Origin of the sequence: Acinetobacter lwoffii, from assembly GCF_024129435.1 — a bacterium.
Classification (GTDB): Bacteria; Pseudomonadota; Gammaproteobacteria; order Pseudomonadales; family Moraxellaceae; genus Acinetobacter; species Acinetobacter lwoffii_F.
In genome coordinates this window covers 28,076-54,702 of record NZ_JAMXXN010000003.1, presented here as the reverse complement: position 1 = coordinate 54,702, position 26,627 = coordinate 28,076, and the positions used below count along the sequence as shown (strand labels likewise).

The 26,627-nt window shown below is 44.6% G+C and carries 21 protein-coding genes, 2 tRNA genes and 1 pseudogene; 7 read left to right on the top strand and 17 right to left on the bottom strand.

What is annotated here, in order from left to right; translation table 11 throughout:
* From aroB to NI455_RS02700, 7 genes and pseudogenes are all read right to left on the bottom strand, one after another.
* Window positions 1–1,080, bottom strand: coding sequence for a 3-dehydroquinate synthase (gene aroB, locus NI455_RS02730; RefSeq protein WP_253112263.1), 1,080 nt, complete (start codon window positions 1,078–1,080; stop codon window positions 1–3).
* A gap of 28 nt (window positions 1,081–1,108) precedes the next feature.
* Complete coding sequence (aroK, locus tag NI455_RS02725) at window positions 1,109–1,645, bottom strand: shikimate kinase AroK (protein WP_005101380.1); 537 nt, start codon at window positions 1,643–1,645, stop codon at window positions 1,109–1,111.
* Between the two features lie 36 nt (window positions 1,646–1,681).
* Entirely contained in the window at window positions 1,682–3,817 is a 2,136-nt protein-coding gene (locus NI455_RS02720; protein ID WP_435574927.1) for a type IV pilus secretin PilQ, read from the bottom strand.
* Window positions 3,818–3,879: 62 nt separating this feature from the next.
* Complete coding sequence (locus NI455_RS02715) at window positions 3,880–4,407, bottom strand: pilus assembly protein PilP (protein ID WP_004732447.1); 528 nt, start codon at window positions 4,405–4,407, stop codon at window positions 3,880–3,882.
* The gene (locus NI455_RS02710; RefSeq protein WP_224216215.1) at window positions 4,407–5,129 is read right to left on the bottom strand and encodes a type IV pilus inner membrane component PilO; all 723 of its coding nucleotides are present in this window, start codon (window positions 5,127–5,129) and stop codon (window positions 4,407–4,409) included. Before NI455_RS02710 ends, NI455_RS02715 begins: the two co-directional genes overlap by 1 nt.
* A complete protein-coding gene (locus tag NI455_RS02705) occupies window positions 5,126–5,764 on the bottom strand; it encodes a PilN domain-containing protein (protein WP_180180631.1) in 639 nt (212 codons plus the stop codon). The genes NI455_RS02710 and NI455_RS02705 overlap by 4 nt, the downstream gene beginning before the upstream one ends.
* Window positions 5,764–6,822: pseudogene (locus NI455_RS02700) on the bottom strand (pilus assembly protein PilM). The gene NI455_RS02705 and the pseudogene NI455_RS02700 overlap by 1 nt, the downstream one beginning before the upstream one ends.
* A 165-nt stretch (window positions 6,823–6,987) precedes the next feature.
* Between NI455_RS02700 and ponA the strand changes: the two are divergent.
* On the top strand, window positions 6,988–9,513 hold the full coding sequence (gene ponA / locus NI455_RS02695) for a penicillin-binding protein PBP1a (RefSeq protein WP_253112261.1): 2,526 nt from the start codon (window positions 6,988–6,990) through the stop codon (window positions 9,511–9,513).
* Between the two features lie 50 nt (window positions 9,514–9,563).
* Here ponA and NI455_RS02690 read toward each other — a convergent pair whose 3' ends face one another.
* The 9 genes from NI455_RS02690 to NI455_RS02650 all read right to left on the bottom strand — a co-directional run bounded on the left by NI455_RS02690 (window position 9,564) and on the right by NI455_RS02650 (window position 20,005).
* Complete coding sequence (locus NI455_RS02690; RefSeq protein WP_253112259.1) at window positions 9,564–10,367, bottom strand: putative RNA methyltransferase; 804 nt, start codon at window positions 10,365–10,367, stop codon at window positions 9,564–9,566.
* 54 nt (window positions 10,368–10,421) lie between these two features.
* Window positions 10,422–11,540, bottom strand: coding sequence for a phospho-N-acetylmuramoyl-pentapeptide-transferase (gene mraY / locus NI455_RS02685; RefSeq protein ID WP_004644946.1), 1,119 nt, complete (start codon window positions 11,538–11,540; stop codon window positions 10,422–10,424).
* Window positions 11,541–12,944, bottom strand: a complete 1,404-nt coding sequence (locus NI455_RS02680; RefSeq protein WP_253112258.1) for a UDP-N-acetylmuramoyl-tripeptide--D-alanyl-D-alanine ligase — start codon at window positions 12,942–12,944, stop codon at window positions 11,541–11,543.
* A 9-nt stretch (window positions 12,945–12,953) separates the two neighbouring features.
* Complete coding sequence (locus NI455_RS02675; protein WP_253112256.1) at window positions 12,954–14,450, bottom strand: UDP-N-acetylmuramoyl-L-alanyl-D-glutamate--2,6-diaminopimelate ligase; 1,497 nt, start codon at window positions 14,448–14,450, stop codon at window positions 12,954–12,956.
* Between the two features lie 11 nt (window positions 14,451–14,461).
* Window positions 14,462–16,285 (bottom strand): penicillin-binding protein PBP3, encoded by a 1,824-nt coding sequence (ftsI, locus tag NI455_RS02670; protein WP_174894132.1) that lies wholly within the window; start codon window positions 16,283–16,285, stop codon window positions 14,462–14,464.
* Window positions 16,286–16,300: 15 nt separating this feature from the next.
* Window positions 16,301–16,567 carry a cell division protein FtsL gene (ftsL, locus tag NI455_RS02665; protein WP_435574929.1) on the bottom strand — a complete coding sequence of 89 codons (267 nt, stop codon included), beginning with the start codon at window positions 16,565–16,567 and terminating at the stop codon, window positions 16,301–16,303.
* A gap of 76 nt (window positions 16,568–16,643) precedes the next feature.
* Window positions 16,644–17,555, bottom strand: coding sequence for a 16S rRNA (cytosine(1402)-N(4))-methyltransferase RsmH (rsmH, locus tag NI455_RS02660; protein ID WP_086044378.1), 912 nt, complete (start codon window positions 17,553–17,555; stop codon window positions 16,644–16,646).
* A gap of 184 nt (window positions 17,556–17,739) precedes the next feature.
* Window positions 17,740–18,759 (bottom strand): sulfate ABC transporter substrate-binding protein, encoded by a 1,020-nt coding sequence (locus tag NI455_RS02655; RefSeq protein WP_034439628.1) that lies wholly within the window; start codon window positions 18,757–18,759, stop codon window positions 17,740–17,742.
* 244 nt (window positions 18,760–19,003) lie between these two features.
* Window positions 19,004–20,005: a sulfate ABC transporter substrate-binding protein gene (locus NI455_RS02650; RefSeq protein ID WP_253112251.1), complete on the bottom strand. Its 1,002-nt coding sequence runs from the start codon at window positions 20,003–20,005 to the stop codon at window positions 19,004–19,006.
* A 393-nt stretch (window positions 20,006–20,398) separates the two neighbouring features.
* Here NI455_RS02650 and NI455_RS02645 point away from each other — a divergent pair, with 393 nt between their 5' ends.
* The 5 genes from NI455_RS02645 (at window position 20,399) to NI455_RS02625 (ending at window position 23,082) form a co-directional block, all read left to right on the top strand.
* Complete coding sequence (locus tag NI455_RS02645; RefSeq protein WP_004281126.1) at window positions 20,399–20,701, top strand: hypothetical protein; 303 nt, start codon at window positions 20,399–20,401, stop codon at window positions 20,699–20,701.
* Window positions 20,702–20,828: 127 nt separating this feature from the next.
* Window positions 20,829–22,337, top strand: a complete 1,509-nt coding sequence (gene gltX, locus NI455_RS02640) for a glutamate--tRNA ligase (protein ID WP_253112249.1) — start codon at window positions 20,829–20,831, stop codon at window positions 22,335–22,337.
* Between the two features lie 57 nt (window positions 22,338–22,394).
* Window positions 22,395–22,470, top strand: a tRNA-Ala gene (locus NI455_RS02635).
* A 37-nt stretch (window positions 22,471–22,507) separates the two neighbouring features.
* Window positions 22,508–22,583: transfer RNA gene (locus NI455_RS02630), tRNA-Glu, on the top strand.
* Between the two features lie 157 nt (window positions 22,584–22,740).
* The gene (locus tag NI455_RS02625; RefSeq protein WP_004281123.1) at window positions 22,741–23,082 is read left to right on the top strand and encodes a membrane protein; all 342 of its coding nucleotides are present in this window, start codon (window positions 22,741–22,743) and stop codon (window positions 23,080–23,082) included.
* A gap of 77 nt (window positions 23,083–23,159) precedes the next feature.
* Here the strand turns inward: NI455_RS02625 and ettA are convergent, their stop codons facing one another.
* Entirely contained in the window at window positions 23,160–24,821 is a 1,662-nt protein-coding gene (ettA, locus tag NI455_RS02620; protein WP_005263915.1) for an energy-dependent translational throttle protein EttA, read from the bottom strand.
* A 308-nt stretch (window positions 24,822–25,129) separates the two neighbouring features.
* On the opposite strand from ettA, the gene NI455_RS02615 reads away from it, so the two are divergent.
* Window positions 25,130–26,407 carry an O-acetylhomoserine aminocarboxypropyltransferase/cysteine synthase family protein gene (locus NI455_RS02615; RefSeq protein WP_253112247.1) on the top strand — a complete coding sequence of 426 codons (1,278 nt, stop codon included), beginning with the start codon at window positions 25,130–25,132 and terminating at the stop codon, window positions 26,405–26,407.
* Window positions 26,408–26,627 lie beyond the last annotated feature (220 nt).

Sequence of the window (26,627 nt, the reverse complement as noted above, 5' to 3'; positions counted from 1 at the left end):
CTATGCCTGACTGGCTAAAATTGCCTGTTTCATTAACTCGAGATCAAAGTCTCGGGTAATCACTGCTTCGCCTAATTGCTTTAATAACACCAGACGCAATTGTCCATTTAAGACTTTTTTGTCATGGGCCATATAGGCCAGAAAATCATCCAGAGGGATTTTAGGACAAACCACAGGAAGTTTGGCACGAGAAATGATTTTTTTTGTACGTTCTAAATCTTCTTGAGAAATCCAGCCCATACGCTGTGACAGATCCGCAGCTATCACCATACCAGTGGCAACAGCCTCGCCATGTAGCCAGACACCATACCCCAGGTAGGATTCAATCGCATGCCCAAAAGTATGACCTAAATTGAGTAAAGCACGTTCCCCCTGCTCCTTCTCATCATTGGCTACAATCCGCGCCTTATGCGCACAGGAACGGTAAACGGCTTCAGCAAGCAACTGTTCATCTCGAGCGGCCAGAGCATCCATATTATCTTCAAGCCAGACCAGAAATGACTCATCGCCTAGCAGCGCATATTTAATCACTTCAGCCAAACCTGCTGAAAGCTCTCGATCAGGCAAAGTAGCAAGCTGCGACATATCCGCCAGTACCACTTGAGGTTGCTGGAAAGCGCCAATCATGTTTTTACCGAGTGGATGATTGATCCCGGTTTTTCCACCAACACTTGAATCTACTTGCGACAGCAAGGTCGTCGGTACCTGAATAAAATACACTCCGCGCTGGAAACAGGCCGAAGCAAATCCGGCCATATCTCCAATCACACCCCCACCCAACGCAAGCACAGTACAGTCCCGATTAAACCTGGCTTCAAGCAGTGCATCAAAAATCAGATTCAGATGCGGACTATCCTTATATTTTTCACCATCAGGCAAAATACAGGTCGCAACACGTTTGTCCAGAGCTTCAATTGCAGTTTGATAACGCTGCAAATAAAGTGGTGCAACCGTAGTATTGCTCACAATCATCACTTGCTTGCCCTGAATATAGGGAGCCAATAAGGCCTGTGGATCCAGATCGCTCCCGATAAAAATAGGGTAACGACGTTCTCCGAGTTCTACATATAAGGTTTGCATGCTTGATTAACCACTTTATTCAATGAACTTAGTTTTTGGAAGTAATGAGATTGAGAATCCGCTGCGCCAGATCACGCGCAGCACCCTGATTGGTCTCAATAATATGATGCGCTACTTCACGATACAAGGGATCGCGGACCGCCAATAAATCACGTAACTTTTGTTCCGGATTTTCGACTTGGAGGAGGGGACGGTTTTTATCGCGATAGGTACGTTGCAGTTGAATTTCAACCGGCGTATAGAGATAGACAACAATTCCGCGCTGTTTCAGATAATCCCGATTTAAGGTCTGAGTAATGGCCCCACCACCAGTGGCTAAAACCAGATGGGGACGTGAGGTTAGGTCATTAATGACAGCAGTTTCACGGTCACGGAAACCCTGCTCCCCTTCTTTTTCAAAAATCCAGGGAATGGTCGCGCCTGTTTTACGTTCAATTTCATGATCACTATCTAGAAATTCACGTCCTAACAATTCTGCGAGATGTCGTCCTACTGTTGTTTTACCGGCCCCCATTGGCCCTACCAAATAAATATTTGGTAGGGTTTCAAACTCTTTGCTTGGCAAGGAGTCACCTATTCGTTTTGTTAAATTCAAAATATATTAATGATTTCTTGAAACACTGTCATTAATAATTCGAGGTGTAACGAAAATCAGTAGCTCACGTTTATTATCCGACTTTAAATCTTTACGGAATAAACGTCCTACATAAGGGATATCCCCCAAGAATGGTACCTTGGTTTGCGCATTACGGGTTTCCTGCTCAAAAATACCACCTAGGACGACTGTTTCACCATTATCGACCAAGACATTGGTATTGATCTGGTTTTTATTAATAGTGAGCTGTCCAGTCGGTGTCGGATTACCCGGTGAGTCACTGGTAATATTAAGTTCCATCTGTACTTTGCCATCTGGCGTAATGCTTGGTGTGACATCCAGACTTAAGGTAGCATCAATAAACTCAGTAGTGGACACTGCATTCGCACCACCACCTTCTGCTGACTGGTACGGAATTTGTGAACCAGAGGCAACAGTCGCTTTTTGCTTGTCCGCTGTCAGCACTTTAGGTGTAGAAATCACTTCACCATAGCCATCTGCCTGAAGTGCAGAAAGCTCAAGATCCAGCATAAAATCAGAAAGGCTGATTAAACCAAATGCAATACGGCTGGCACCTGGACTGGTAACCCCTAAGTCTACATTAAGATTATCCGGTCTTTGGATTTCATACTTCCATCCACCCAACTCTTCATCCAACTCAGGGGTTCTTAAATCCCATAAGGTTGTATCGCTGCCACCGACAAGAAGATGATTATTATTTGTAACCCCTTGCGATAGAATCCCCCATTTTACTCCCATCTCTTTGGTAAAATCAGTCGTTGCCCGCACAATACGCGCTTCAACCATAACCTGTTTCACCTGCACATCGAGTAAGTCCACCATATTGCGGATTTTATCGATAAAAGGCTGAGTATCATTCACAATAATGGTATTAGTTCGTGCATCAACAGACACAGAACCACGCGAACTTAATAAACTTTCTTTATCTTCACTATTCGTAGTATTAGAGGAACTATTTGACGAGTTAGTTGAGTTTTGTGCAGATTTATTCTGCGTAATCAATTTTTCAATATCAGCAGCTTTGGCATAACTCAGCTGCATATATTCAGTTTGGATAGGCGCAAGCGCAACACTTTGCTTAATAGCCTTAGCTTCTTCCTCTTCAGCCTTAATCAGCTCTGCAACTGGTGCAATCCAGATCACATTACCATTACGACGTTTATCCAAGTTTTTGGTTTTAAGTACAATATCCAGGGCCTGATCCCACGGCACTTCTTTTAAGCGCAAGGTAATATTGCCTTGTACACTGTCTGCTGCCACCATATTAATATCGGTGAAATCAGCTAAGAGCTGTAAGACACGACGGACTTCGATATCTTGGAAATCCAAAGAAATTTTCTTACCCGAATAAGCAACGGTTTTAGGACGTAATGGGCTCTTGGTTTCCGGACGTTTCAAACTGATGGTCAACTTGTTATCAGTCTGATAAGCCATATATTCATAACTTTCCGCAGACTGAATCGTGATCACGCCAGAACCATTTTGATTCACGGCATCGACACTCGATACCGGAGTCGCGAAATCATTCACATTCAGACGACGGGTCAAATGAGCCGGAATCTTGGAACCTAAAGTGCGTACAATAACTTTGGTACCCTGCTGTTGTACATCAACCGGGGTATTATTACCTGCTAGATCAATAACGACTTGGCCCTCACCTTGCGCACCGCGCTGGAAACCAATGTTGCTAATACCCTGAGCTGACTGTTGCTGCACAGGTTGAGTTATGGCTACAGGAGTTGCCGAGTTAATTTTAAGAATAAAGGTATTGCCTTCCACGCGAGTCGTAAAGGCTCCAGCCTCGGTCAGATTTACCGTTAGACGTGCCCGCTGAGCATCCGAAGTGACATCCACTGAACTGGCTTCACGTGTTGCCACCGGAATACTGCTTTGTTTTAAATTCTGTTGTGCTTTGTCAAAGTCCAGAATCAAACGTGACGGCGATTCTAATTGATAGGCTTGTGGTTGTGGTGGCAAACCATTGAACATCACCCGAATCTCAGTTCCTTGTCCAGGAAGCTGCATGGGTACTACATTGGTCATTGAAACCTGCGCACTGGCCGCTTGCATCACCGCAATCGCAACAGCACCCATGGAAAACTGACGAAACACACGATTCATTGTATTAACATCCCCAAAAATAAATTCTTTAATACTCTTATTCATTGTTATTCCTTTAAAACTTATGGCGCCGGCCCGATAAGAACCAGACTTCGCGGACGTTCCACATATCCCTCACGGCCATCTGGAATAATCTCAATCAAATCGATCTGTGTTGGTGTAATTCCAACCACACGACCATGATTAAGTCCCATATAGCTACCACGTTGAATCCGCTCAACCTCACCATCAGGCGTCTGGATTAAAGCCAGAATTTGTCCTGCCTGATTGCGCATACTGCCTTTCATGGTCAATGTTTCGAGCGGATAACTTTCTAGCGGTTGCAGTTGACGTGATAGGTTTGGATAAACCCGTTTCCCCGCCATAATTTTCAGTTCAGCAGCCAGAGAGCTTGGTAAAAAAGGGCTTTTGATCTGATGTGCTGCATAGTTGAAGGTTTCAACTGGCATAAAATCAGGAGCCGGTTCAATTGGCAAAGGTGGCTGATTACGAATATTAGCCATTTCCTGATTGACTGCATCAATGCGTGAATCGCATCCCAACAATAAAAACCCAAGTGTTAAAGCTGAAGTAATTTTAATGTTCTTCATTACTGCGCCCCCTGAGTAGTGCTATTAGCTTCAGGCTGTGCTGCAGCACCTTCAGCATTACCGACATAACGGTAAGTTTTGGCTTTTACCACATAATCAATGACCGGAATTTCAGATTTTTTCTCTTTATTTTCAGTACCGGTAATGGTGAAATCATGCAGCGTGACAATACGCGATAAGCCGGCAATACTGCTAACAAAAGAGCCAAAAGCGTGATAATCCCCAGTGGCTTCAATCGCAATCGGCTGTTCAATAAAGAATTCTTGCTTAATTTCAGGTTCCAGACGGATATTTTTAAACTTTAGGCCTGAATTCACACCGCTCAGATTAATATCTTCAACTAGACCGGGAATTTCAGTTTCTTTTGGCAATTGTTCTAACTGCTGGTTAAAACGGGCTTCCATTTCCTGAAGCTGGATTTGATATTGTTGTAAGTTGCGTAATTTGGATTCTTTTTCACGGAATTCATTCAGCAGGTTTTGTTCTTGGGCACTGGCTTGTGAAATCGATTCAATTGTACTTCTGATCATGACAAAGTAAATCACTGCAAAGGCCAGTGCAACAATAAAAATCCAGCAGGTAATTTTGACCGACAAAGGCCAGCTACCATAGTTATTTGGATCTAATGTATTGAATTGCTGAAAAAACTTTTCAACAGTCATTTTATTTTTGGGTACAGCGACGACATCCTGGCTGAACTCATCGAATTCTTCATTACTCATGATGATGCCCCCGTAGTTGTAGCGACTGCTTGTTGTTCTTCGTTAAGTACTGGCTGAGCGATCTGATCCAGATCTACCGTCACGGTAAAACTACCGTAGGACTCTTCCACACGTGGAATAATAGAGCTCGGTGCCTTTTCTTTTGCTTCTTCAGCCACCAGGAAAGCGTTCATAAAGGCATTTCGATACCAAGATGAAGCCTCCAGATTACGGAGCAGTTCTGCTACTGTATTTGGACTCTCAGCCCGACCTTCAATGGTAAACTTGTCACCGGTACGCTGGAATTTGGTGATATACATATTGCTTGGGGTCACCCGTACAATTTCATCAATCAAATGTACCGCAATCGGACGCTGAGTTTGTAGACCCTGAATCAGTTTCATCCGTTCAACAATCGCATTACGCTGCTCTTGCAAACCTTCAAGCGCCTTTAACTGCACATCCAGATTCTGGTTGGTACTTTGAATCAGCTGATTGGCCTGCTCCTGATCCTGAAGTTTGTGATCATAATAAAACCAGGTTGAACCTGCTGCCGCTAATCCCAAGAAAAGCGCCCCCACGCAGATTGCCACAAATTCATTATTTCTTTTAATTCTTAGCTCATCACGCCAAGGAAGTAAGTTAATTCTTGCCATTAATCAAAACTCCTTAATGCCAAACCGCATGCAACCATGAGTGATGACGCGTCATTTTCAATTTTTTTAATATCAATTTGAGGAGAAAAGCCCATTTGCAAAAATGGATTCGCGATCGTGACACGGTAACCGAGTTTTTGTTGTAATAATTTTGCCAGACCTGGAATATTGGCATTCCCGCCGGCCAGTAAAATATGGTCAATTTCATTAAACTGAGAAGATGAAAAGAAGAACTGCAATGAACGGGCTGCCTGTTGTACCACGGCATCCAGGAATGGCTCTAGCACTTCAATATCATAATCATCCGGTAAAGCACGGGTTTTTTTAGCACGTCCAGCTTCTTCAAAGGACAATCCGTAACGGTTCTGAATTTCCTGAGTCAATTGCTTGCCGCCAAACACCTGCTCACGGGTATAAATAATCTTGTTGTTCTGCATCACCGACAAGGTCGTCATACTATGACCAATGTCTAAGATACCAACCGTATTGACCCCCATCGGCAAAGTGTCCGAAAATACCTTAAAGGCATTTTCCAGCGCAAAACTTTCTACATCTGCAATCTTAGGCGTTAGACTGCTAATCTATAAAACTTCAGAACGTGCTTCGACATTTTCGATCCGTGTCGCGACCAGCAGCACATTGACCCGGTTCGGATTGGAAAGGCGGTCTGGCAGAACTTCAAAGTCCAGACTCGCTTCATCGAGTGGAAAAGGAATATATTGTTCCGCATCTTCACGAATCTGAACTTCACGTTCATCATCCGACATGTCTGCATCCATCTCAATGATTTTGGTGATGACCATTGAAGTTGGAATCGCAAAAGCGGCCTGATTCGACTGGGTATTACCCAAATTAATTGCACGCCCAAGGGCATCAGCGACAGCTTCTGGGTTTAAGATGTTTTTTTCAACAACACTGTTTTCCGATAATGGGATCAAAGCATAGCTCTCTACCCAGTAACGGCCACTTTTTACAGAAAGTTCTAAAACCTTAACAGAAGTCGAACTAATATCGACTCCTATTAACCCCTTATTTGGTTTACGATATAACCTGCGCACAATACACTTCCTATTATTTTTTTGTCCCCAATTCAATCTAACTTACCAATTGGTCCAGTCTATAATTTTATATAGATACAATAACTCATCTAACAATATGGATATCGACAGGATATACTGACCGGTAATTAGTTCGCCATTAGCTCTTATTAAAACTTACTTGTTATGAAAAAGCTATCTTGTTCAGGCCTTGTTCATCCATTTTTTTTGATCATTATCATTATACTGATCTCAATTCCGATGGGTTTCTATGGCATGTATCTCTATATTGCCCCATCTTTGCCTGAAATGTCTACGCTTAAAAAGGCACCTTTATTAAAGCCTTTACAAGTTTTTAGTTCAGATAATGAATTAATTGCCGAATATGGAGGCAAGCTTTCTGTTCCCGTGAAATATGAACAAATTCCGCCCGAGTTTATTCATGCTTTCCTCGCCGCTGAAGATTCCAGCTTTTTTGAGCATAGCGGGATCAGCTTTAAAAGCTTGGGACGCGCACTCAGTGAGACGGTGACCGGCTCGGATGTACAGACCGGTGGTTCGACCATTACCATGCAAGTGGCAAAAAACTATTACCTTAGCCCTGAACGGACGCTGAAGCGTAAACTGACAGAAATTTTTCTGGCCCGTAAAATTGAGCAAAACTTAACTAAAGAAGAAATTCTGACCTTGTATGTCAATAAAATTTTCTTGGGAAAAAATGCTTACGGCATCGCAGCAGCAGCTAAAATTTACTATAACAAGAGCTTAGAAGAGCTTTCAATTGCACAAATGGCCATGATCTCTGGCCTGCCTAAAGCACCTTCTCGATATAATCCGGTCGCCAATCCCAAGCGCGCCCTGGAACGTCGTAACTGGATTCTGGGCCGTATGCTGCAACTGGGCTATTTAAATCAGAGCCAGTATCAGCAAGCCATTGCTGAACCGGTAAATTTAGATATGCCTGATCGGAGTACCCGTAATAAATTCCCGTATGTCGGCGAAATGGTACGTTCTGAACTGGTACAAAACTTTGGTGAACAGGCGGTAGATTCTGGTTATAAAGTCTATACCACCATCCATAGTGAACGTCAGGCCTATGCGGAGCAAGCGGTACAAGAAGGCCTAGAGGCTTATGATCGTCGACATGGCTGGCGTGGTGCTGAAGCACATGATCAACCCCTCGATAAGTTCCGTGCCTATGCCAACACCTATCCTGCGCAAGTAACTCAGGTGGGTAATTCTAGTTTTGAAGCACTCATGCAGGACGGAAGCAGCGTGACTGTTCCCTGGTCAGGTATGTCCTGGGCGCGTCGCTTTCGTAACGTCAACAGTGTAGGTGGCGCACCGAGCAAAGCGTCCGAAATTGTCAAAGTCAAAGATATTGTTCGTTTAAGACCCAATGAAAATAAAACCTCGTGGTCATTGGTGCAGATCCCCAATGTGCAAGGACAATTGATTGCCATCAATCCAAATAATGGTGCGATTGAAGCCATTGTCGGGGGATATAACTTTTATCAGTCGAAATTTAACCGTGCAATCCAAGGCTGGCGTCAACCCGGCTCTACCATTAAGCCTTTTGTTTATGCCCTGGCTTTAGAACGTGGCATGACGCCGCATACTATGGTCAATGATGCACCCATTACCATTGGCAAATGGACGCCACGTAACTCGGATGGCCGTTATCTGGGCATGATCCCCCTACGTCGTGCACTTTATCTGTCACGTAATACAGTCTCAGTGCGCTTATTACAGGCCGTCGGGATTGAGCGTACACGTCAGTTATTCATGGATTTTGGTTTACAGGACAGTCAGATTCCACGTAACTATACCATTGCCTTAGGCACCCCGCAGGTTCTTCCGATTCAGATGGCGACTGGCTATGCCACTTTTGCCAATGGCGGTTACCGAATTCAGCCGCACTTTATTACCCGCATTGAAGATGCCTACGGCAATACCATCTTTGAAGCCAAGCCTGAATATGCCTGTATTTCATGTATCAACGCAAAAGAAGAAACAGTTCAAGCCACTGACCCTATTACCGCAGATGACGAAGCAATTGCAATCAACAATACAACTTTAGAGCAACAACAGGCCCCACCTAAAGTCTCTGCCGAAGACAGTAATTATCGTCAGGCACAGCGTATTTTAAAATCCAGCTCTGCCTATGACATGGCCAACATTTTGCGTGACGTAATTCAACATGGTACTGGTCGTGCTGCATTAAGAATTGGTCGCAGCGATATTGGCGGGAAGACCGGTACCACGAACGATGCCAAAGACGCCTGGTTTGCAGGTTTCAATGGTAAGTTAGTTACCGTGACTTGGGTAGGCTTTGACCAGCCGACCACCTTAGGTCGCCGTGAATATGGTGGTGTGGCAGCTCTACCGATCTGGACCGATTTTATGGGCAAGGCATTAAAAGGCCAGCCGGAAGCATGGGTACGTTTAGACCGCAATGCCAAGGCACCGGTAAATCGCAACAAGGGGGTTCAGGCTGATGAAGCACAGAATGATCCGTCTTCTCCGCCTCTGGCGACAGCGCTTTACCGTCCTGCACCTGTGGTCGTCCCGAAACGTACAGAAACTGACTTTGAGGATTTACCGGATCAACCGATTCGTTTACCAGATGATGAAGGTTCTGCACCTCAAGAACAGCCTCTTCAGCCAAACCGGGTAGACTCACTGGAAAATTTGATCGAAGAAGTCCAGTAATCTGAAGATATAAAAAAGCCCTCAGTTGAGGGCTTTTTTATATGCATTTTTTATTTCTTTTGGAACAGATAAATCTGATATTGCGCCAGCAATTCAAACTGATCCTGCTGTTCGAGTGCTAAACGGTGTTCCGGCTTGGCCTTATAAGCATAGGGTGTCATGGCAATCAGGTTTTTTAAATCAGCCTGCGGCAAAACCATTGGCGCACCAATCACCTGCTCACTAACCAGATTAAATTCATCTTGTAACTGCTCAACAAACTTCTGCGGCTCGTGTGGTTTCACTTCTTCAAATAAAGCCTCACGCATAGCATATAAATGTTGTGGGGCCGGTGTCACCACCATCAAATAAGATTTTGGTTTTAAAACTCGCAGGATTTCCTGTTTGGGAATTGGACTAAACAAGCTGGTACACAGATCAATCAACTCATCTAATACTGGTAAAGTCGCTCCGGTTCCCACGACCCAAGTCACCTCTTTATTCAGTTTGGCTGCGACCTGAACCGCATTCTTGGCAATATCGACCCCAACACATTGCAGCACTTCGGCCTGCATGGCATCGGTATAGTAGCCTTCCCCACAACCAATATCCAAAAGGTTCTCAATCCGCAACTCGCGAATCTTCTCTACGACAGCCTGTTGCAAAGGCGCATAATAACCTGCACTGAGAAATGCGCGACGTGCCTGCACAGACTCAGGCGTATCTCCCGGATTTTTACTATGCTTGTGCTGAACCACATGCAGGTTCACATAGCCTTGTTTGGCGACATCGTAACTATGATGATTCTCACAGCGCCATGTTCTTTCATTTAAGCTCAACTGCTGGCGACAGACTGGGCACATGAGTAAATTCATCATTTTCTCCAAAACAAAAAAGCCGGCATGCGCCGACTTTTTCCAATGCATTTCTTAGCGCAATTTTAAGGTCATTAGACCTAAAACTACCAGCATAATCGTAATAATCCAGAAACGGATCACCACCTGGGTTTCACGCCAGCCTTTCTTTTCATAATGATGATGTAGCGGCGCCATCAGGAATACACGTTTATTGCGCATTCTTAATGAACCAATCTGCAGGAAGACTGAAACCGCTTCCACGACAAAGACACCAGCCATAATCGCAAATACGATTTCCTGACGAACCATGACGGCAATCGTACCGAGCATTGCACCGAGAGATAAAGCACCGACATCCCCCATAAATACTTGGGCTGGATGGGCGTTATACCAAAGGAAAGCCAGACCCGCTCCGATCATGGCAGCACAGACCACCACCAGTTCAGACGAATATTTTACATAAGGAATATGCAGATAATTGGCAAAGCGCACGTCACCAGCCAAATAGGCAAATACGCCCAAACCTGTAGCAACCAGCACGATTGGCATGATTGCCAGACCATCCAGACCATCAGTCAAGTTCACGGCATTGGAGGCACCGTTAATCACGAAATAGGTAAAGATAATAAAACCAATGCCCAATGGGATCATCGATAATGGAATGCTTAGGTCTTTAAAGAATGGAATCAGCAGATCCAGCATATTCGCGGTATGCACCGGATTGGTCTGTTGCTGTGCAATGACATACAAAGCAATACCAGCACCCAACGAACCCACTGAAGTCCAGAAGAATTTTTTCTTCGCAGGCAAACCCGCATTGTCTTTATAACGGATTTTAATCCAGTCATCGGCCCAGCCAACGGCACCGAAAATCACCATCACCCCCAGCACAATCCAGACATAAGGATTGGAAAGATCTGCCCAGAGTAGAGTTGAGATACCAATCGAAAGCAGGATCAGCACCCCGCCCATGGTCGGCGTGCCCATTTTCTTAGCATGGTTTTCAGGGGCATACGAGCTGACTGCCTGACCATATTTCAGCGCCTGAAGCTTGCGAATCATTACAGGACCGAGCACCAGACCGATGGTCAATGCCGTCAAGACACTGAGCAAAGCACGTAAAGTTAAATAACGAACCACCTGAAACGTGCTGTCAAAGCCCGCCAAATGTTCAAAGAGCCATAACAGCATTTAGAGTTTCTCCATCAATGCAGCCATCAATGTTTCCATATGGGTAAAACGCGACCCTTTAAACAGGAATGACATCGGCTGAGGTTGATGTGTTTCAATCAAACGAATTAAAAACGGTAATGCCTGCTCCTGATTCAGGAAAGCCTGCATTTTTTTACCATATTGTGTACTACGGGCACCTTCTTGTGCGGCAGGCGCAAATTCACCTACAGCCACCACAAAATTAATGCCTTTCACCGAGACCAGATCCCGACCGAGCTTGTAATGCTCGATTGCGGCAGATGAACCGAGTTCACCAATATCGCCGGTGACCATCACCCGGATGCCCTGCTGCTGCGCCAGAACTTCAGCCGCTGCACGCATCGAACCCGGATTGGCATTGTAGGTGTCGTCAATAAATAAATAGTCTTTGTACGGAATAAAGTTCAGACGACCTTTCGCACCCACGGCCTGTTCCAGACCGGCCACGATATCATCCAGACCAATACCGATCGCCAGGGCAAAAGCTGCTGCTGCGGTCGCATTTTCAACATTATGCTCGCCGGCAAACGGCAACTGAACTGTTTTCGAGCCTTGCGCTGTATTCAGGGTAAAGCTTGAAGATTGAGCATCAAGGACTACATCGCTGGCATAGACTTCACCACCAGCACCAAAACTCAAGCTTTTTTCAGTTTTTACTGCGGCACGAATGGTTTCAGCAAAATCATCGGCAGCAGGAATAATCGAAGTTTCAGAGATATGTGCATAAATCTCGGATTTTGCACGGCAAATTCCGTCACGGCCACCAAATTCACCTAAATGTGCAGTCCCGATATTAATGATCCCGGCCACATGCGGCTGTACCATTTTCGAGGTGTAATCAATTTCACCCTGATGACTCGCACCGAGTTCCATCACCGCATATTGATGTTCAGGACGCAGCTCCAGCAACATTACCGGCACGCCGAGGTCATTATTCAAATTACCACGCGTAACCAAGGTCGGTGCCAGACGCGACAGCATGCTTCCCAGCATTTCTTTAGTCGTGGTCTTGCCACTACTGCCGGTCAAGGCAATGACTTTGAGTTGAGGATTCTGCTGACGGCGATAAGCACCTAACTGTCCAAGTGCCAAACGGGTATCTTCCACTACCAACTGGCAAATATCAGCATCCACCGGACGGCTGACAATGGCAATTTCACAACCTTGAGCCGCCACTTGCGCAATAAAGTCATGCGCGTCAAAACGCTCGCCTTTCAGCGCCAGAAAAGCATCACCTGCTTCTGCATCACGTGAATCAGTCAAAATCCGCTTGATCTGACCTGCAGGCTTTTTATCATTCAGCCAGTAGCCTTGGGTAGCCTGCTGTAATTGTTCTATGCTCCACGGCTCCAGCGCCGCAGTACTTGTTGTTGAGGTATGCATTTCTGAATCCTAATGCGCTGAATAGGCTGAATCTGTGTTGCAATGCTGGGCATCAATCGCAGCTTGCACTTCGACCACGTCATCAAACCAGTGACGTACACCATCAATTTCCTGATAATTTTCGTGACCCTTCCCTGCGATCACAACAATATCACCCGCCTGCGCGTGTTTAACCGCAAACTTGATCGCTTCACGACGGTCATGAATTTCATGATAGGTTTTGCCGGAAAAATCAATGCCATTTTTCATATCCGCAAAAATTTGTGCCGGATCTTCGGTTCGCGGGTTATCCGAAGTGAGTACTGCGATATCCGAACCGTCTAAAGCAGCCTGAGTCATCAGTGGACGTTTACCGCGATCACGGTCGCCGCCACAGCCGAAGACTGCCCATAGATTTTGTGAGACATGCCGTTTCAAGGTCACTAGAACCTGGGTCAGGGCATCCGGGGTATGCGCATAATCCACCACAAACAGACGTTCGCCATCACGCAGCACCTGCATTCGGCCCGGTGCACCTTTGAGCTGTGGCACAGTTGCAATCAAACTTTCCAAGTCAAATCCAGCCTGCTCCGCCATGATCAGACTGGCGACCAGATTTTCAATATTGAAATGGCCCAGCAATGGACTGTTAACCACATATTCAGCAGAGGCAGTTTTCAGCTTAAAGGTCGCACCTAAAATGCTGTATTGAATATCCTGAACCTGATAATCCGCTTTTTGCTTGGTGGAATAAGTCAAAATTTTAGGCTGTGCTGAATTAGTTTGTGCAGCATCCAGCATGATCTGTGCATGTTCATCATCGATATTGATGACAGCCACTTTTAAAGATTCGAACCGGAATAAATCTGATTTCGCTTCTGCATAAGCTTGCAATGTTCCGTGATAATCCAGATGGTCACGACTCAAATTGCTGTAGCCTGCAATCTCGATATCACAACCATTCAAGCGACCTTGTTCCAGACCATGTGAGCTGGCTTCAATCGAGGCAAATTCTGCACCGGCCTGCGCATAGCCATGCAAGGCATTTTGCAATTGCAAGGCATCCAGGGTGGTATGCGAAGATGCTTCCAGATTTGGCAGAATGCCGTTACCAGTGGTGCCCATTACCGCACAGGCTTTACCTTGCAGCATGATGAATTCAGCCACCAAGCGAGAAATCGTGGTTTTACCATTGGTGCCGGTAACTGCAAGAATACGCGCAGCTTGAACAGGTTGAGTAGCTTGCAAATACTGCTTTTGCCACTGCCCCATCAGATGACGTACATCTGCCACTACCAGATTTGGAGATACCTCCAGTTCAGTTTCTGAAATCACAGCCAATGCACCCTGATGCAAAGCTTTCTGGGCAAATTGAGCAGTTTTTTCCGGTTGTGACAGACTGGTCAGGGCAATAAAAATCTGTCCCGGTTTAACTTTACGACTATCCAGCTCGAAGCCCTGAAAGGATTGCTTCATCCAGTCAGCGACATCGTGAGGGGTGTAGAGATCTTGAAATGTAATAGACATTGATCACCTATTTACTGGACTTTGGGAGGTTCTAAAGGTTTGTCCAGAGGGACATTCAGCAGACGCAAGGATTCCTGCATCACGCGGGCAAAGACTGGTGCAGATACCGTACCACCATAGTAAGTGCCTTGTGGGTTTTCTACCACCACCACCATAGCAATGCGTGGATCACTGACTGGTGCCACACCGGCAAACAATGCACGGTATTCACTGGTTGAATAACCTTTACGGTCGGCACGCAATTTATGTGCAGTACCAGTTTTACCCGCCACGCGATAACCGGGAATGGTGGCACGAGTCGCCGTACCCCCCGGCAAGGTTGCAGTTTCCATCATCAGCAGGACCTGATCGGCAATCTTGGCATCGATCATCTGTTCACCCTGCGGCTGCTCTTCCAGCTTGTACAGGCTCAGCGGCATTTTTACGCCTTTATTGGCCAGCATGGCATAGGCATCAGCCAGCTGAAGTACCGTCGCATTCAGACCATAGCCATAGGACATGGTTGCCACTTCTGACACATTCCATTTGCTTGGCGGCAGAATCAGACCGGCACTTTCACCCGGGAATTTCACCGCTGAACGCTGACCAAAACCGAGGCGTTTATAGAAGGTTGGTAAGGTTTCATAAGGCAATGACAAGGCCAGTTTCGCCACACCAACGTTAGAGGATTTCTGCAGAATACCCCCGAGTGTCAGCTGACCATAGTTATGCGTATCACGAATGGTATGATTACCGACCCGCATACTGCCCGGTGTGGTATTCACCACTGAATTCGCCGTATATTTGCCACTTTCCAAGGCCATCGCTACAGTCAGCGGCTTCATGGTCGAACCCGGCTCGAACGAATCGACTGCACCGCGGTTACGCATGGCATCCTTGTTGAGCAGGCTGTTTTTATCATTCGGGTTATAGGATGGCCATGAGGACAGCGCCAGAATTTCACCGGTTTTGACATCTACCGCAATCGCAGTGGCTGAACGGGCATTATTGGCAACACCGGCAGCCGTCAGCTCACGGTACATAATATATTGCAGACGCGAATCGATACTCAGGGTAATATTTTCGCCCGGTTCAACTTCTTTAATCACTTCCGGTTCTTTGACCCGATTGCCTTTTTTATCGCGAATGATCTGCTGCTCGCCATCCTTGCCGGAAAGACGGCTATTCAGCTGCATTTCCAGACCTTCAATGCCGCTGCCTTCGCTATTGGTCAGGCCAATAATCTGAGAGTTCGGCTGTGGCTGCGGATAATAACGTTTATAGTTTTTCTCGGTATACACACCCTGAAAATTACGTTTCATGATCAGTTCGGCCTGTTGTGGCGGAACTTCTTTTTTCAGGATCAGATAACGTGAACGCGGACGTTCTTCCATTTTTTTGCGCAGTTCTGCCCGATCCATACCGACTGCATCAGCCAGCTCATCCAGATTCAGGTTTTTATCCGGTAGCTGACGTTTGAGCTTGCGGCTATTCGGTTCTTTTTCCAGCGCCAGCATGGTCTCGTCATAGAGTTTTTTATTGTCAAAATAATCACGTGGATCAATCACAATTTTCATGATTGGAGTACTGATCGCCAATGGAATGCCATTACGATCATAAATTACGCCACGCATCGCCTTGATAGTATTGGTTCTTAAAATATTGGCATTGGCTTTATTTTGCAAAAAATCTTTATTAATAATCTGTACATAGAAAGCACGGCAAATCAGTGTCACAAAACACAGCAGCACCACCGCCCACATGATGTAAAAACGATTGATATAAACATTTGAGGCATTTTTGTCGGTGACCGATTGTTTTTTACGTACCGGTTGCTTCTTTCTCTTGTCTACCATGTCGGAACGCTAGCCTTATTTTTTCTCATCTGAAGTTTGTGGTAAGGAAATCACGACACTTTGTGAAACCGGAGGTGAATACATACGCAGCTGTGTCACTGCACGCGTACCGATCTGTGCCGTCGCGCCGAAAGTTTGCTGCTCAATCAGCAAACGCCCCCACTCTGCATTCAGGCCATCCCTTTCACGCAGATAGGTACTCAGCTTTCTGTTGTCCTGACGGTATTCAAATACCTGAAATACCACAAATACTGCACTGATGAAGACCATCAGTATCAGCATGAGATAGATTGTAACTTTTTTCAGCCACAATTTTTCTGTTTTTTTATCAACCACTTCCGTTTTCATGATCTGCCTATTAAGCTAAACGTTCTGCTACCCGGAGCCATGCGCTACGCGAACGAGGATTGGCTTTAACCTCCTCATCACTGGCTTTAACACGAGAAACTTTCTTTAAACGTCGCGTATCTTTCTGTTGTTGTGGCATTCCCCAGCCTGAATCCTCTTCAAGCGTTGACTCTTTTTGAATAAATTGTTTAATCAAACGGTCTTCCAGTGAATGGAAGCTAATCACCGCCAAACGTGCTTCAGGTTTCAAGATTTCAACGGCCTGAGGCAAGAAGATTTCAATATCTTCTAATTCCTTATTAATAGCAATACGAATCGCCTGGAAAGTACGGGTCGCAGCATGCTTATTTTTTTCCCATTTCGGGTGCGCTACTTTTACAATCTCAGCCAGCTTTGCCGTGGTATCAATATATCCGGCAGCTTTAATCGCTTTGGCAATACGGCGACTATAACGCTCTTCACCATATTTAAAAATGATATTCGCCAGTGCTTCTTCTTCAATCTGGGTCAGCCATTCTGCTGCAGTTGGACCTTGCGAGTTATCCATGCGCATATCCAGCGGGCCATCTTTCATAAAACTGAAACCACGTTCAGCCTGATCCAGCTGCGGTGAAGAAACACCAAGATCCGCCATCACCCCATCGACCTGTTCAATGCCCAACTCAGCCAATGCATCTTTCAGATCAGCAAAGCTGGCATGAATAATTTTAAAACGTGAATCTTCTTGTTCGAGTTCAGCCGCCACCGCCAGTGCCTGTGGATCTTTATCAAAGGCATAAACGCGTGCATGTTCATCTAATTTGGACAGCAATAAACGCGTATGTCCACCACGACCAAAGGTCCCATCCACATAAGTTCCCGTATTGCGACCCGCCAACAAGGCATCAATCGTTTCGTGAAGTAATACAGAAATATGTGACATAAAAACTCAATCAATAGGGGGAAAAATTTAACTGCACATTATCACCCTGTTTAGGCAAAGCTCCAAACGACTTTTTGTAGATAAATATTACTTTCCATAGAGAAAACCGTTTTAGCATTTTTTTAATACAAAAAAGCCTCCGGTTTCGGAGGCTTTTTTCAATACAGATGACTTCGTAAATCAATTAACGCTTGCTGTTATAAATCTGGTCAAAGATTGCACCATTCACAAAATGGGTTTTCTGTGCATTGGCCCAACCACCAAAGACTTCATCAATGGTAAAGGTTTTGATTTTCGGGAACTGTGCCGAATATTTCGCTAATACTTTTTCATTACGTGGACGATAGAAATGTTTAGCTGCCATTTCCTGACCCAAGGGTGAATACAGGTAATTGATATAACCTGTTGCCAACCACTTATTGCCATTTTTCTCTACCGTACGATCCACAATCGCCACTGACGGTTCAGTCAAAATCGTAATTGATGGATAGACGATATCAAACTTGTTTTTACCTAAGGTCTTTTGCGTTACTAAAGCTTCATTTTCCCAAGTCAGCAATACATCGCCAATCCCACGCTCGGCAAAGGTGGTCATTGAAGCACGGGCAGCAGAATCCATCACTTTCACGTTCTTATAAAGTTTGCCGACAAACTCCTGTGCTTTGGCTTTATTACCGCCTGGCTGTTTCTCGGCATAACCCCATGCAGACAGATACACCCAACGCGGCAAACCACCCGTTTTTGGGTTCGGCGTAATAATTTGCACGCCTGGTTTGGTTAAGTCATTCCAGTCCTTGATGCCTTTCGGATTGCCTTTACGTACCATGAATACGATCGTCGAGGTATAAGGTGCCGAGTTGTGTGGGAATTCCTTTTGCCAGCCTGGCTGAATCTGACCAGATTTCACAATTTCTTCGATGTCATTGGCCAGCGCCAAAGTCACCACATCACCTTTCAAGCCATCGACCACAGAACGTGCCTGTTTGCCCGAACCGCCATGTGACTGCTTGAAATTCACATCCAGACCGGTGCGGTTTTTCCAGTAAGCCCCAAATGATTTGTTAAATTCATCATAGAACTCACGCGTGGCATCATAGGATACATTCAGAAACTGACGGTCTGCTGCTTGTGAAGCAGTCGCGGTCATGCCTAAACCAGTCGCCAATAAGGCAGCACTAAATAACGATTTTAATTGAGTTTTCATGGCAGCACGGAGTTTATCTTCATTAGATATAACTATATGAAATAAAATCATTTATCGCAATTCACCCTACAACATCACAACACGATAAAATGAAAGGTTTTTCTGACTTAATATTTTGTTTTTAAAAGGAAAATACTATTTATTATTCTACTTATATCTAATATATAGAATTTTATGCATTAGATATAAAGAAAATGGATAACACTTTAGCCATTTTCTTTATTGTATTTAGACTACAGCTTACTTATCTTTTTTCATTGTAAATCTGGTCATAAATCGCTCCATTCACAAAATGTGTTTTTTGCGCTTTGGCCCAACCACCAAAAACTTTATCAATGGTAAAGGTCTGTATTTTCGGGAACTGGGCTGAATATTTAGCAGCGACTTTGGCATCCCGCGGGCGGAAGAAATATTTCGCAGCAAGCTCCTGCCCTTTTGGTGAATATAAATAGTTCAAATAGCCTTTTGCCAGATGGGTAGTCCCATTTTTATTCACGTTCTTATCGACAATCGCTACCGATGGCTCGGCCAGAATTGAAATCGATGGATAGACGATATCGTATTTGTCTTTACCCAGACCTTGGGTCGCCAGCAAAGCTTCATTTTCCCAGGATAAAAGCACATCACCAATGCCGCGCTCGGCAAACGTGGTCAGTGAACCACGGGCACCGGAATCTAACACTTTGACATTTTGATAAAGTTTTTTCACCAGCTCTTTGGCTTTCGCATCATTACCGCCGGGCTGTTTCAGTGCATAACCCCAAGCAGACAGGTAGATCCAACGCGGCGCACCACCGGTTTTCGGGTTTGGGGTAATAATGTCCACACCCGCTTTGGTCAGATCATTCCAGTCTTTGATTTGCTTCGGATTCCCTTTACGCACCAAGAATACAATCGTAGAGGTATAAGGTGCCGAATTACTCGGAAACTCTTTTTGCCAACCTTTCTCTATTAAACCTGCATTGACGATTTCTTCGATATCATTGGCTAAGGCCAAGGTTACGACATCGGCCTGCAAACCATCGACCACTGAACGCGCCTGCTTGCCTGAACCACCATGTGACTGTTTAAAATTGACCTTCTGTCCGGTTTTCTGCTTCCAGAACTTGCCAAATTCTTCGTTATATTCCTGATAAAATTCACGGGTCGGATCATAAGAGACATTCAGGAAATCTTTGGCGACGGAATTCTGTACAGCTGTTCCAACTAAAATTGTCAAGATTGCGGATGCTATTATTTTTTTCATCTTATGTAACTCTTTGTTTATATGAGCTGCACTATACAAATCAAAAATAAGCATAACAATCATTCATTTATAACAATATCTACAATCTATTTCTGATTTTGAGATATCTTCTAACAATTAAATCCGGATACATATTCTGCTAGAAAAGTAATCTTCTGCTACAATATAAGACAGTTCTTCACGTTCTCTTCACAGTTGTCTGTTAAAAATAGGCCACCAAAACAGGAAATTACGATTTTTGGTAATTTTCCACAGAGTTATATTATTTCTTTTGTAAAAAATGTGACTTGGTTCTACTTCTTTATGATCAACTGTGATTAAATTGTAGGCAGAGTATTAAAAAAACATTTTTAACAAAATAAAACCAACCCGAAGTAAGGAGGAAGTTTGGATATGAAATTTACATTATTCACAGCCAGCATCCTAAGCCTGATTATGTTGTTCTCGATTCAACTCGGTCATGCCGTCGTTGTGAAGACAGATTTGCCGAAGCCTACAGTAAGCACTGTTGAAAGCAAGACTTCGCCGATTGAAAAAGCGATTCAGCAACAAAAAACTGAAAAAACACTTCAAACAGAAGATAATCTCAAAGTCTTGACTGCATTTAAAGTCGCACCTTCGCAAAATTTCTTTGCAGAACAGAATTACCGCTTCACCCGCTTTGTCCAAAGTATTTTTTCGAGCGCTCATTCTTAATCAGCCTCAACAGCGCTGAATATTCCCGGATTTAAAAGCCACATCATTCAATGTTGAATAAAGCATTAAGTGATGTGGCTTTTTCGCTATAATAGCTGCAATTTTATATCTAAGATTAGATCCGGCTATGACTGTTCGTACTCGTATTGCACCTTCTCCTACTGGTTTTCCGCATGTAGGTACTGCCTATATCGCCTTGTTTAACTTATGTTTTGCTAAACAGCATGGCGGTGAATTCATTCTTCGTATTGAAGATACTGACCAACTGCGCTCAACGCCTGAATCTGAAAAAATGATCCTGGATTCATTGCGCTGGTTGGGTCTGAACTGGTCTGAAGGTCCTGATGTCGGTGGCCCGCATGCGCCGTACCGCCAGTCAGAACGTATGGATATCTATAAAAATTATGCCTTGGAACTGGTAGAGAAAGGTCATGCCTTCTACTGTTTCGCAACTGCAGAAGAACTGGATCAAATGCGTGCAGAACAGCAGGCACGTGGAGAGTCGCCACGTTATGATGGTCGTGGTCTAAATCTTTCTGAAGAAGAAGTGGAGCGTCGTTTGGCCGCTGGTGAACCACATGTGATTCGCATGAAAGTACCGACTGAAGGTGTATGTAAATTCAATGACATGCTGCGTGGCGAAGTGGAAATTCCATGGGCGCAAGTAGACATGCAAATCCTGCTGAAAACCGATGGCCTACCAACCTACCACTTGGCTAACGTAGTAGATGATCATTTGATGCAAATCACCCACGTAATTCGTGGTGAAGAATGGATTCCATCTGCGCCGAAACATCAGTTGCTGTATCAATATTTTGGTTGGGAAATGCCGATACTATGCCACATGCCACTGCTGCGTAACCCGGATAAATCTAAGCTGTCTAAACGTAAAAACCCGACCTCAATTAACTATTACAGAGACATCGGTGTACTGCCTGAAGCCTTGTTGAACTACTTGGGTCGTATGGGCTGGTCAATGCCAGATGAAAGTGAAAAATTCACTTTGGCTGAAATGATTGAGCATTTTGATATCAAACGTGTATCCCTCGGTGGTCCGATCTTTGATGTTGAGAAATTGAACTGGTTAAATGGTCAATGGATCAAGGCACTCAGCCCGGCTGAACTTCTAGACACCTTATTGGCCTGGAAAGCAGATCGTGCCAAATTAGAAGAAATTGCAGCTGCGATTCAACCGCGTATTAACCTGCTGTCTGAAGCTGTGAACTGGTCTGCACATTATTTCAACCATTTCCCGACCCTGTCTAAAGAACAGTTTGAAAGCAAGAAACTGTCGGATGAACAGGTACGTCAAAGTCTTCAATTCGCAATTTGGCGTTTAGAAAGCCTGTTTACTTGGAATAACGACACGGTGAGCCAGACCTTGATGGACTTGGCCGCACAAATGGAAATCAAGCTACGTGATTTCATGTCTGCGTTCTTTATTGCGATCGCCGGTTCGACTGCATCTACACCAGTAATGCAGACGATGGTGACCATTGGTCCTGATTTAACCTTTGCACGCTTACGTCATGCGTTGGAAATTGTCGGTGGTCCAAGCAAAAAAGAGCTGAAAGTCTGGGAAAAACTTAATGAAAGCTTAAAGTTGCCGAAAAATGAAGCAGTTGATCAAGCTTAATTAATTTTTGTGTTGACGTGTGAGTGCGATATCCCTAATATAGCGCTCACACAGACTGGGGTCATAGCTCAGTTGGTAGAGCGCTACAATGGCATTGTAGAGGTCAGGAGTTCGATCCTCCTTGACTCCACCAAATCAAGTCTTGCTTTAGCTGTGTTATTGCCTCAATTGTCCCTATCGTCTAGAGGCCTAGGACATCGCCCTTTCACGGCGGTAACCGGGGTTCGAATCCCCGTAGGGACGCCATATTCAAGATGACCATAATATATTATGGTCATCTTATAAAAAACCCAAGCATTGCGACTTGGGTTTTTTATTGCCTGTATATTTTATGTTGGGCAATATTTCGGTTTCTTCGCATCTTCCGATAAAATAATCAGTAATTTAGAATTTTGGAGTTGTAATGCAATATCGTTGCCCTAAGTGTCAAAGCCCGAAAATCATGCCAGTGGCCCAGCCAGGTCAAGCAGCTCCACGTCCAGTGGTTCCTAAAAGCTTAATGTTTCTGGTCCCTGCCCTGTTCCTGTTATTATTACTGGTCATTATTAGCATCGCGATGTGGATTTTTGGCGATGGTGCAGGTACCACTTTACAGACTGCGACTGTGATCGTCTTTATTCTTTCTTTGATCGCAGGTTTTATGTTCTATAAAGATCTACCTGATTTTAAAATTTCAATGCAGGCATTCATGCAAACACAAAAGAAATGGAAATGCCGTGAATGTAATCATGAGTGGGAAATCTAATTTACCCTCCACCATATAATAAACATAAAAAAACCAGCCCTGAGGCTGGTTTTTTTATTTACAAAAGTCGGAGATGATTAAACACCGATTTTGCGATATTTTTGACGCTTGGCTACAAGATCATCACCATCACGCTTACGGCGATATTCTTCAAACTCAGCATAGTTACCCGTGAAGAATTCAGGGGTTTCACCTTCAAATGACAAGATGTGCGTTGCAATACGATCCAGGAACCAACGGTCATGCGAGATCACCATCACAGTACCCGGGAATACCAGAATGGCATCCTCAAGTGCACGCAAGGTTTCGATGTCCAAGTCGTTCGATGGTTCATCCAGCAAGATCACGTTTGCACCCATTTGCAGGATTTTCGCAAGTTGTAAACGGTTACGCTCACCACCTGACAATTGACCTACGCGCTTTTGCTGATCTTGGCCTTTAAAGTTAAAGCGACCGATATACGCACGAGATGCGATTTCGTAATCACCAATCTTCAAGATATCTAAACCGCCAGACACTTCTTCCCAAACGGTTTTGTTGTTATCTAAAGTGTCACGGATCTGACCGACATAAGCCACTTTAACCGATTCACCCAGCGTTACCGTACCGGTATCTGGTTGCTGTTCGCCAGTCATCATACGGAATAGCGTGGTTTTACCTGCACCGTTCTCACCCACGATACCCACAATGGCAGCAGGTGGTACTGTGAACGTTAAATCTTTGTACAGTAAGCGATCACCAAACGATTTGCTGATGCCTTCAACTTCTACAACCTTGTTGCCCAGACGTGGACCAGGTGGAATGTAGATTTCAGAGGTTTCGTTACGCTGCTGGAATTCGCGTGAGTTAAGCTCTTCAAAACGCTCCATACGCGCTTTGTTTTTCTTTTGCTGACCTTTGGCATTTGAACGAACCCATTCAAGTTCTTTTTTCAATGCTTTAGCAAAAGATTCTTCCTGCTTGTTCTCTTGCTCTAAACGGGCATTTTTCTGCTCAAGCCAAGAAGAGTAGTTACCTTGATACGGAATGCCCATACCACGGTCAAGCTCCAGAATCCATTCAGCAACGTTATCCAAGAAGTAACGGTCATGCGTAATAGCGACGATGGTACCCGGGAAGTCTTTCAAGAAACGTTCCAACCAAGATACAGATGAAGCATCTAAATGGTTCGTTGGTTCGTCTAGAAGTAACATATCTGGTTTAGACAGAAGTAATCGGCACAGCGCCACACGACGACGTTCACCACCTGAAAGCTTAGATACATCTGCATCCCAAGCAGGCAAGTTCAATGCTGCAGCTGCTTGATCCATCTGGTTCGCAAGGTTATGCGCATCCCAAGTCTGGATAATCGCTTCAAGCTTCTCTTGCTCTTTCGCAAGTGCATCGAAATCCGCATCTTCTGCTGCATATTCAGCAAAGACTTCATCCAGACGTGCCAAGGCATCAAGCGGTTCACGTAAACCATCTTCGACGTTACCACGAACGTCTTTAGTTTCATCTAAAGGTGGTTCTTGCTCAAGATAACCGATTTTTATACCCGGTTGCGCACGTGCTTCACCAGAGAAATCTTTATCTACGCCCGCCATAATACGAAGCAAGGTAGATTTACCTGCACCGTTTAAACCAAGCACACCAATTTTAGCGCCTGGGAAAAATGATAAGGAGATGTCTTTCAGGATTTCGCGCTTAGGCGGAACCATCTTCGACACTCGGTTCATCGTGTAAATATATTGGGCCACGTAGGACTCCTCAACTGAAAAACCAAATGGGGTTAAAACAACCACCCCAGCTCAAAAATGAGCGAAAAAATAATCGGCTATTATACGCAGAAAGCTGCGAAAACATAAGCCATTGCCATGAACTTCAATGCATTGTTACAAGTTTATTGATGATGTTTTTTTAAACAGTTGTTTTCAGTAAAATAAACGACTCAAATCCAGGTCGATATATGAATATTTCATATATTTATTTCAATAAAATTGCACTTTTACTCATATGTGAAAATGCTACACTCAAGCCATAAACTTAAACAAGAAGATCAAACAGAATGAGTTATAAAGCAGAAACCCTTGCGATTCATGCAGGTTATACCCCAGAAGCAACCACCAAAGCTGTTGCAGTGCCGATTTACCAAACCACGTCTTATGCCTTTGACAATACTCAACATGGGGCCGATCTCTTTGATTTAAAGGTTCAGGGCAATATCTATACCCGAATTATGAACCCGACCACTGCGGTTCTGGAACAACGTGTCGCAGCACTGGAAGGTGGAATTGGCGCGCTGGCTTTGGCCTCTGGCATGGCTGCGATTACTTATGCGATTCAGACCATTGCGGAAGCCGGAGACAATATTGCTTCAGTGTCTACTTTATATGGTGGCACCTATAACCTGTTTGCACACACCCTGCCAAAGCAAGGCATTGAAGTCCGCTTCTTTGACTATCAAAACCCGGAAGCACTGCGTGGTCTGATTGACGACAAAACCAAACTGGTTTTTGTGGAATCAATTGGTAACCCACTCGGCAACATTATCGACTTGGAAGCGATTTCAAAGATTGCGCATGAATACGGCGTACCCGTGATTGTCGACAACACTGTAGCAACTCCTGTCTTGCAGAAGTCTTTTGATTTCGGTGCAGATATCGTGGTGCACTCGCTGACCAAATATATTGGCGGGCATGGTAATTCAATTGGCGGCATTATTGTGGATAGCGGCAAATTCCCGTGGGGTAAATACCCTGAACGTTTCCCTGCCCTGAATACGCCTGATCCAAGCTACCATGGCGTGAACTATGTCGAAGTTTTGGGGGAAGCAGCATATATCGCACGTGCGCGTGTAGTGCCACTGCGTAATACCGGCGCTGCGATCAGTCCGCAGAATGTGTTTTTGATTCTGCAAGGTCTGGAAACTTTAAGCTTGCGTATGGAACGTCATACCGAAAATGCACTGAAAGTCGCTGAATATCTGCAAAAACATCCTAAAGTGAAATGGGTCAATTACGCCGGCCTGAAAGATCACCCACAGCATGCCTTGGCACAGAAATATGTGAAAGGTAAACCTTCTGCCATTCTGACCTTTGGGGTAGAACATGGTCTCGAAGGCGGCACACGTTTTATTGATGCCCTGCAATTGTTCACCCGTCTGGTCAATATCGGCGACGCTAAAAGTCTGGCCTGCCACCCGGCGACTACTACGCATCGTCAGCTCAATGCCGAAGAGTTAAAATCGGCAGGCGTCAGTGAGGATATGGTGCGTTTATCTATCGGGATTGAACATATTGATGACCTGATTGCCGATCTGGAACAGGCGCTGGCGGCTGTTTAAAAACGGTGCCCGAGTCGATTCGAAACCTCATCATTTTGGTGAGGTTTTTTATTTATTTTCTAAAACAGCCACTTGCTTTGCTTTTTATTTTCATGTTAAAAGTTAAATGAAAGAGTGAACACAAATAGAGCAATTACTCTAATTTTTATTTTAATTTCAATGGTTTAATTTATAGATTTTTCTGAAGAATTGGTTATCATATCTGGACTCACCTTCGCTC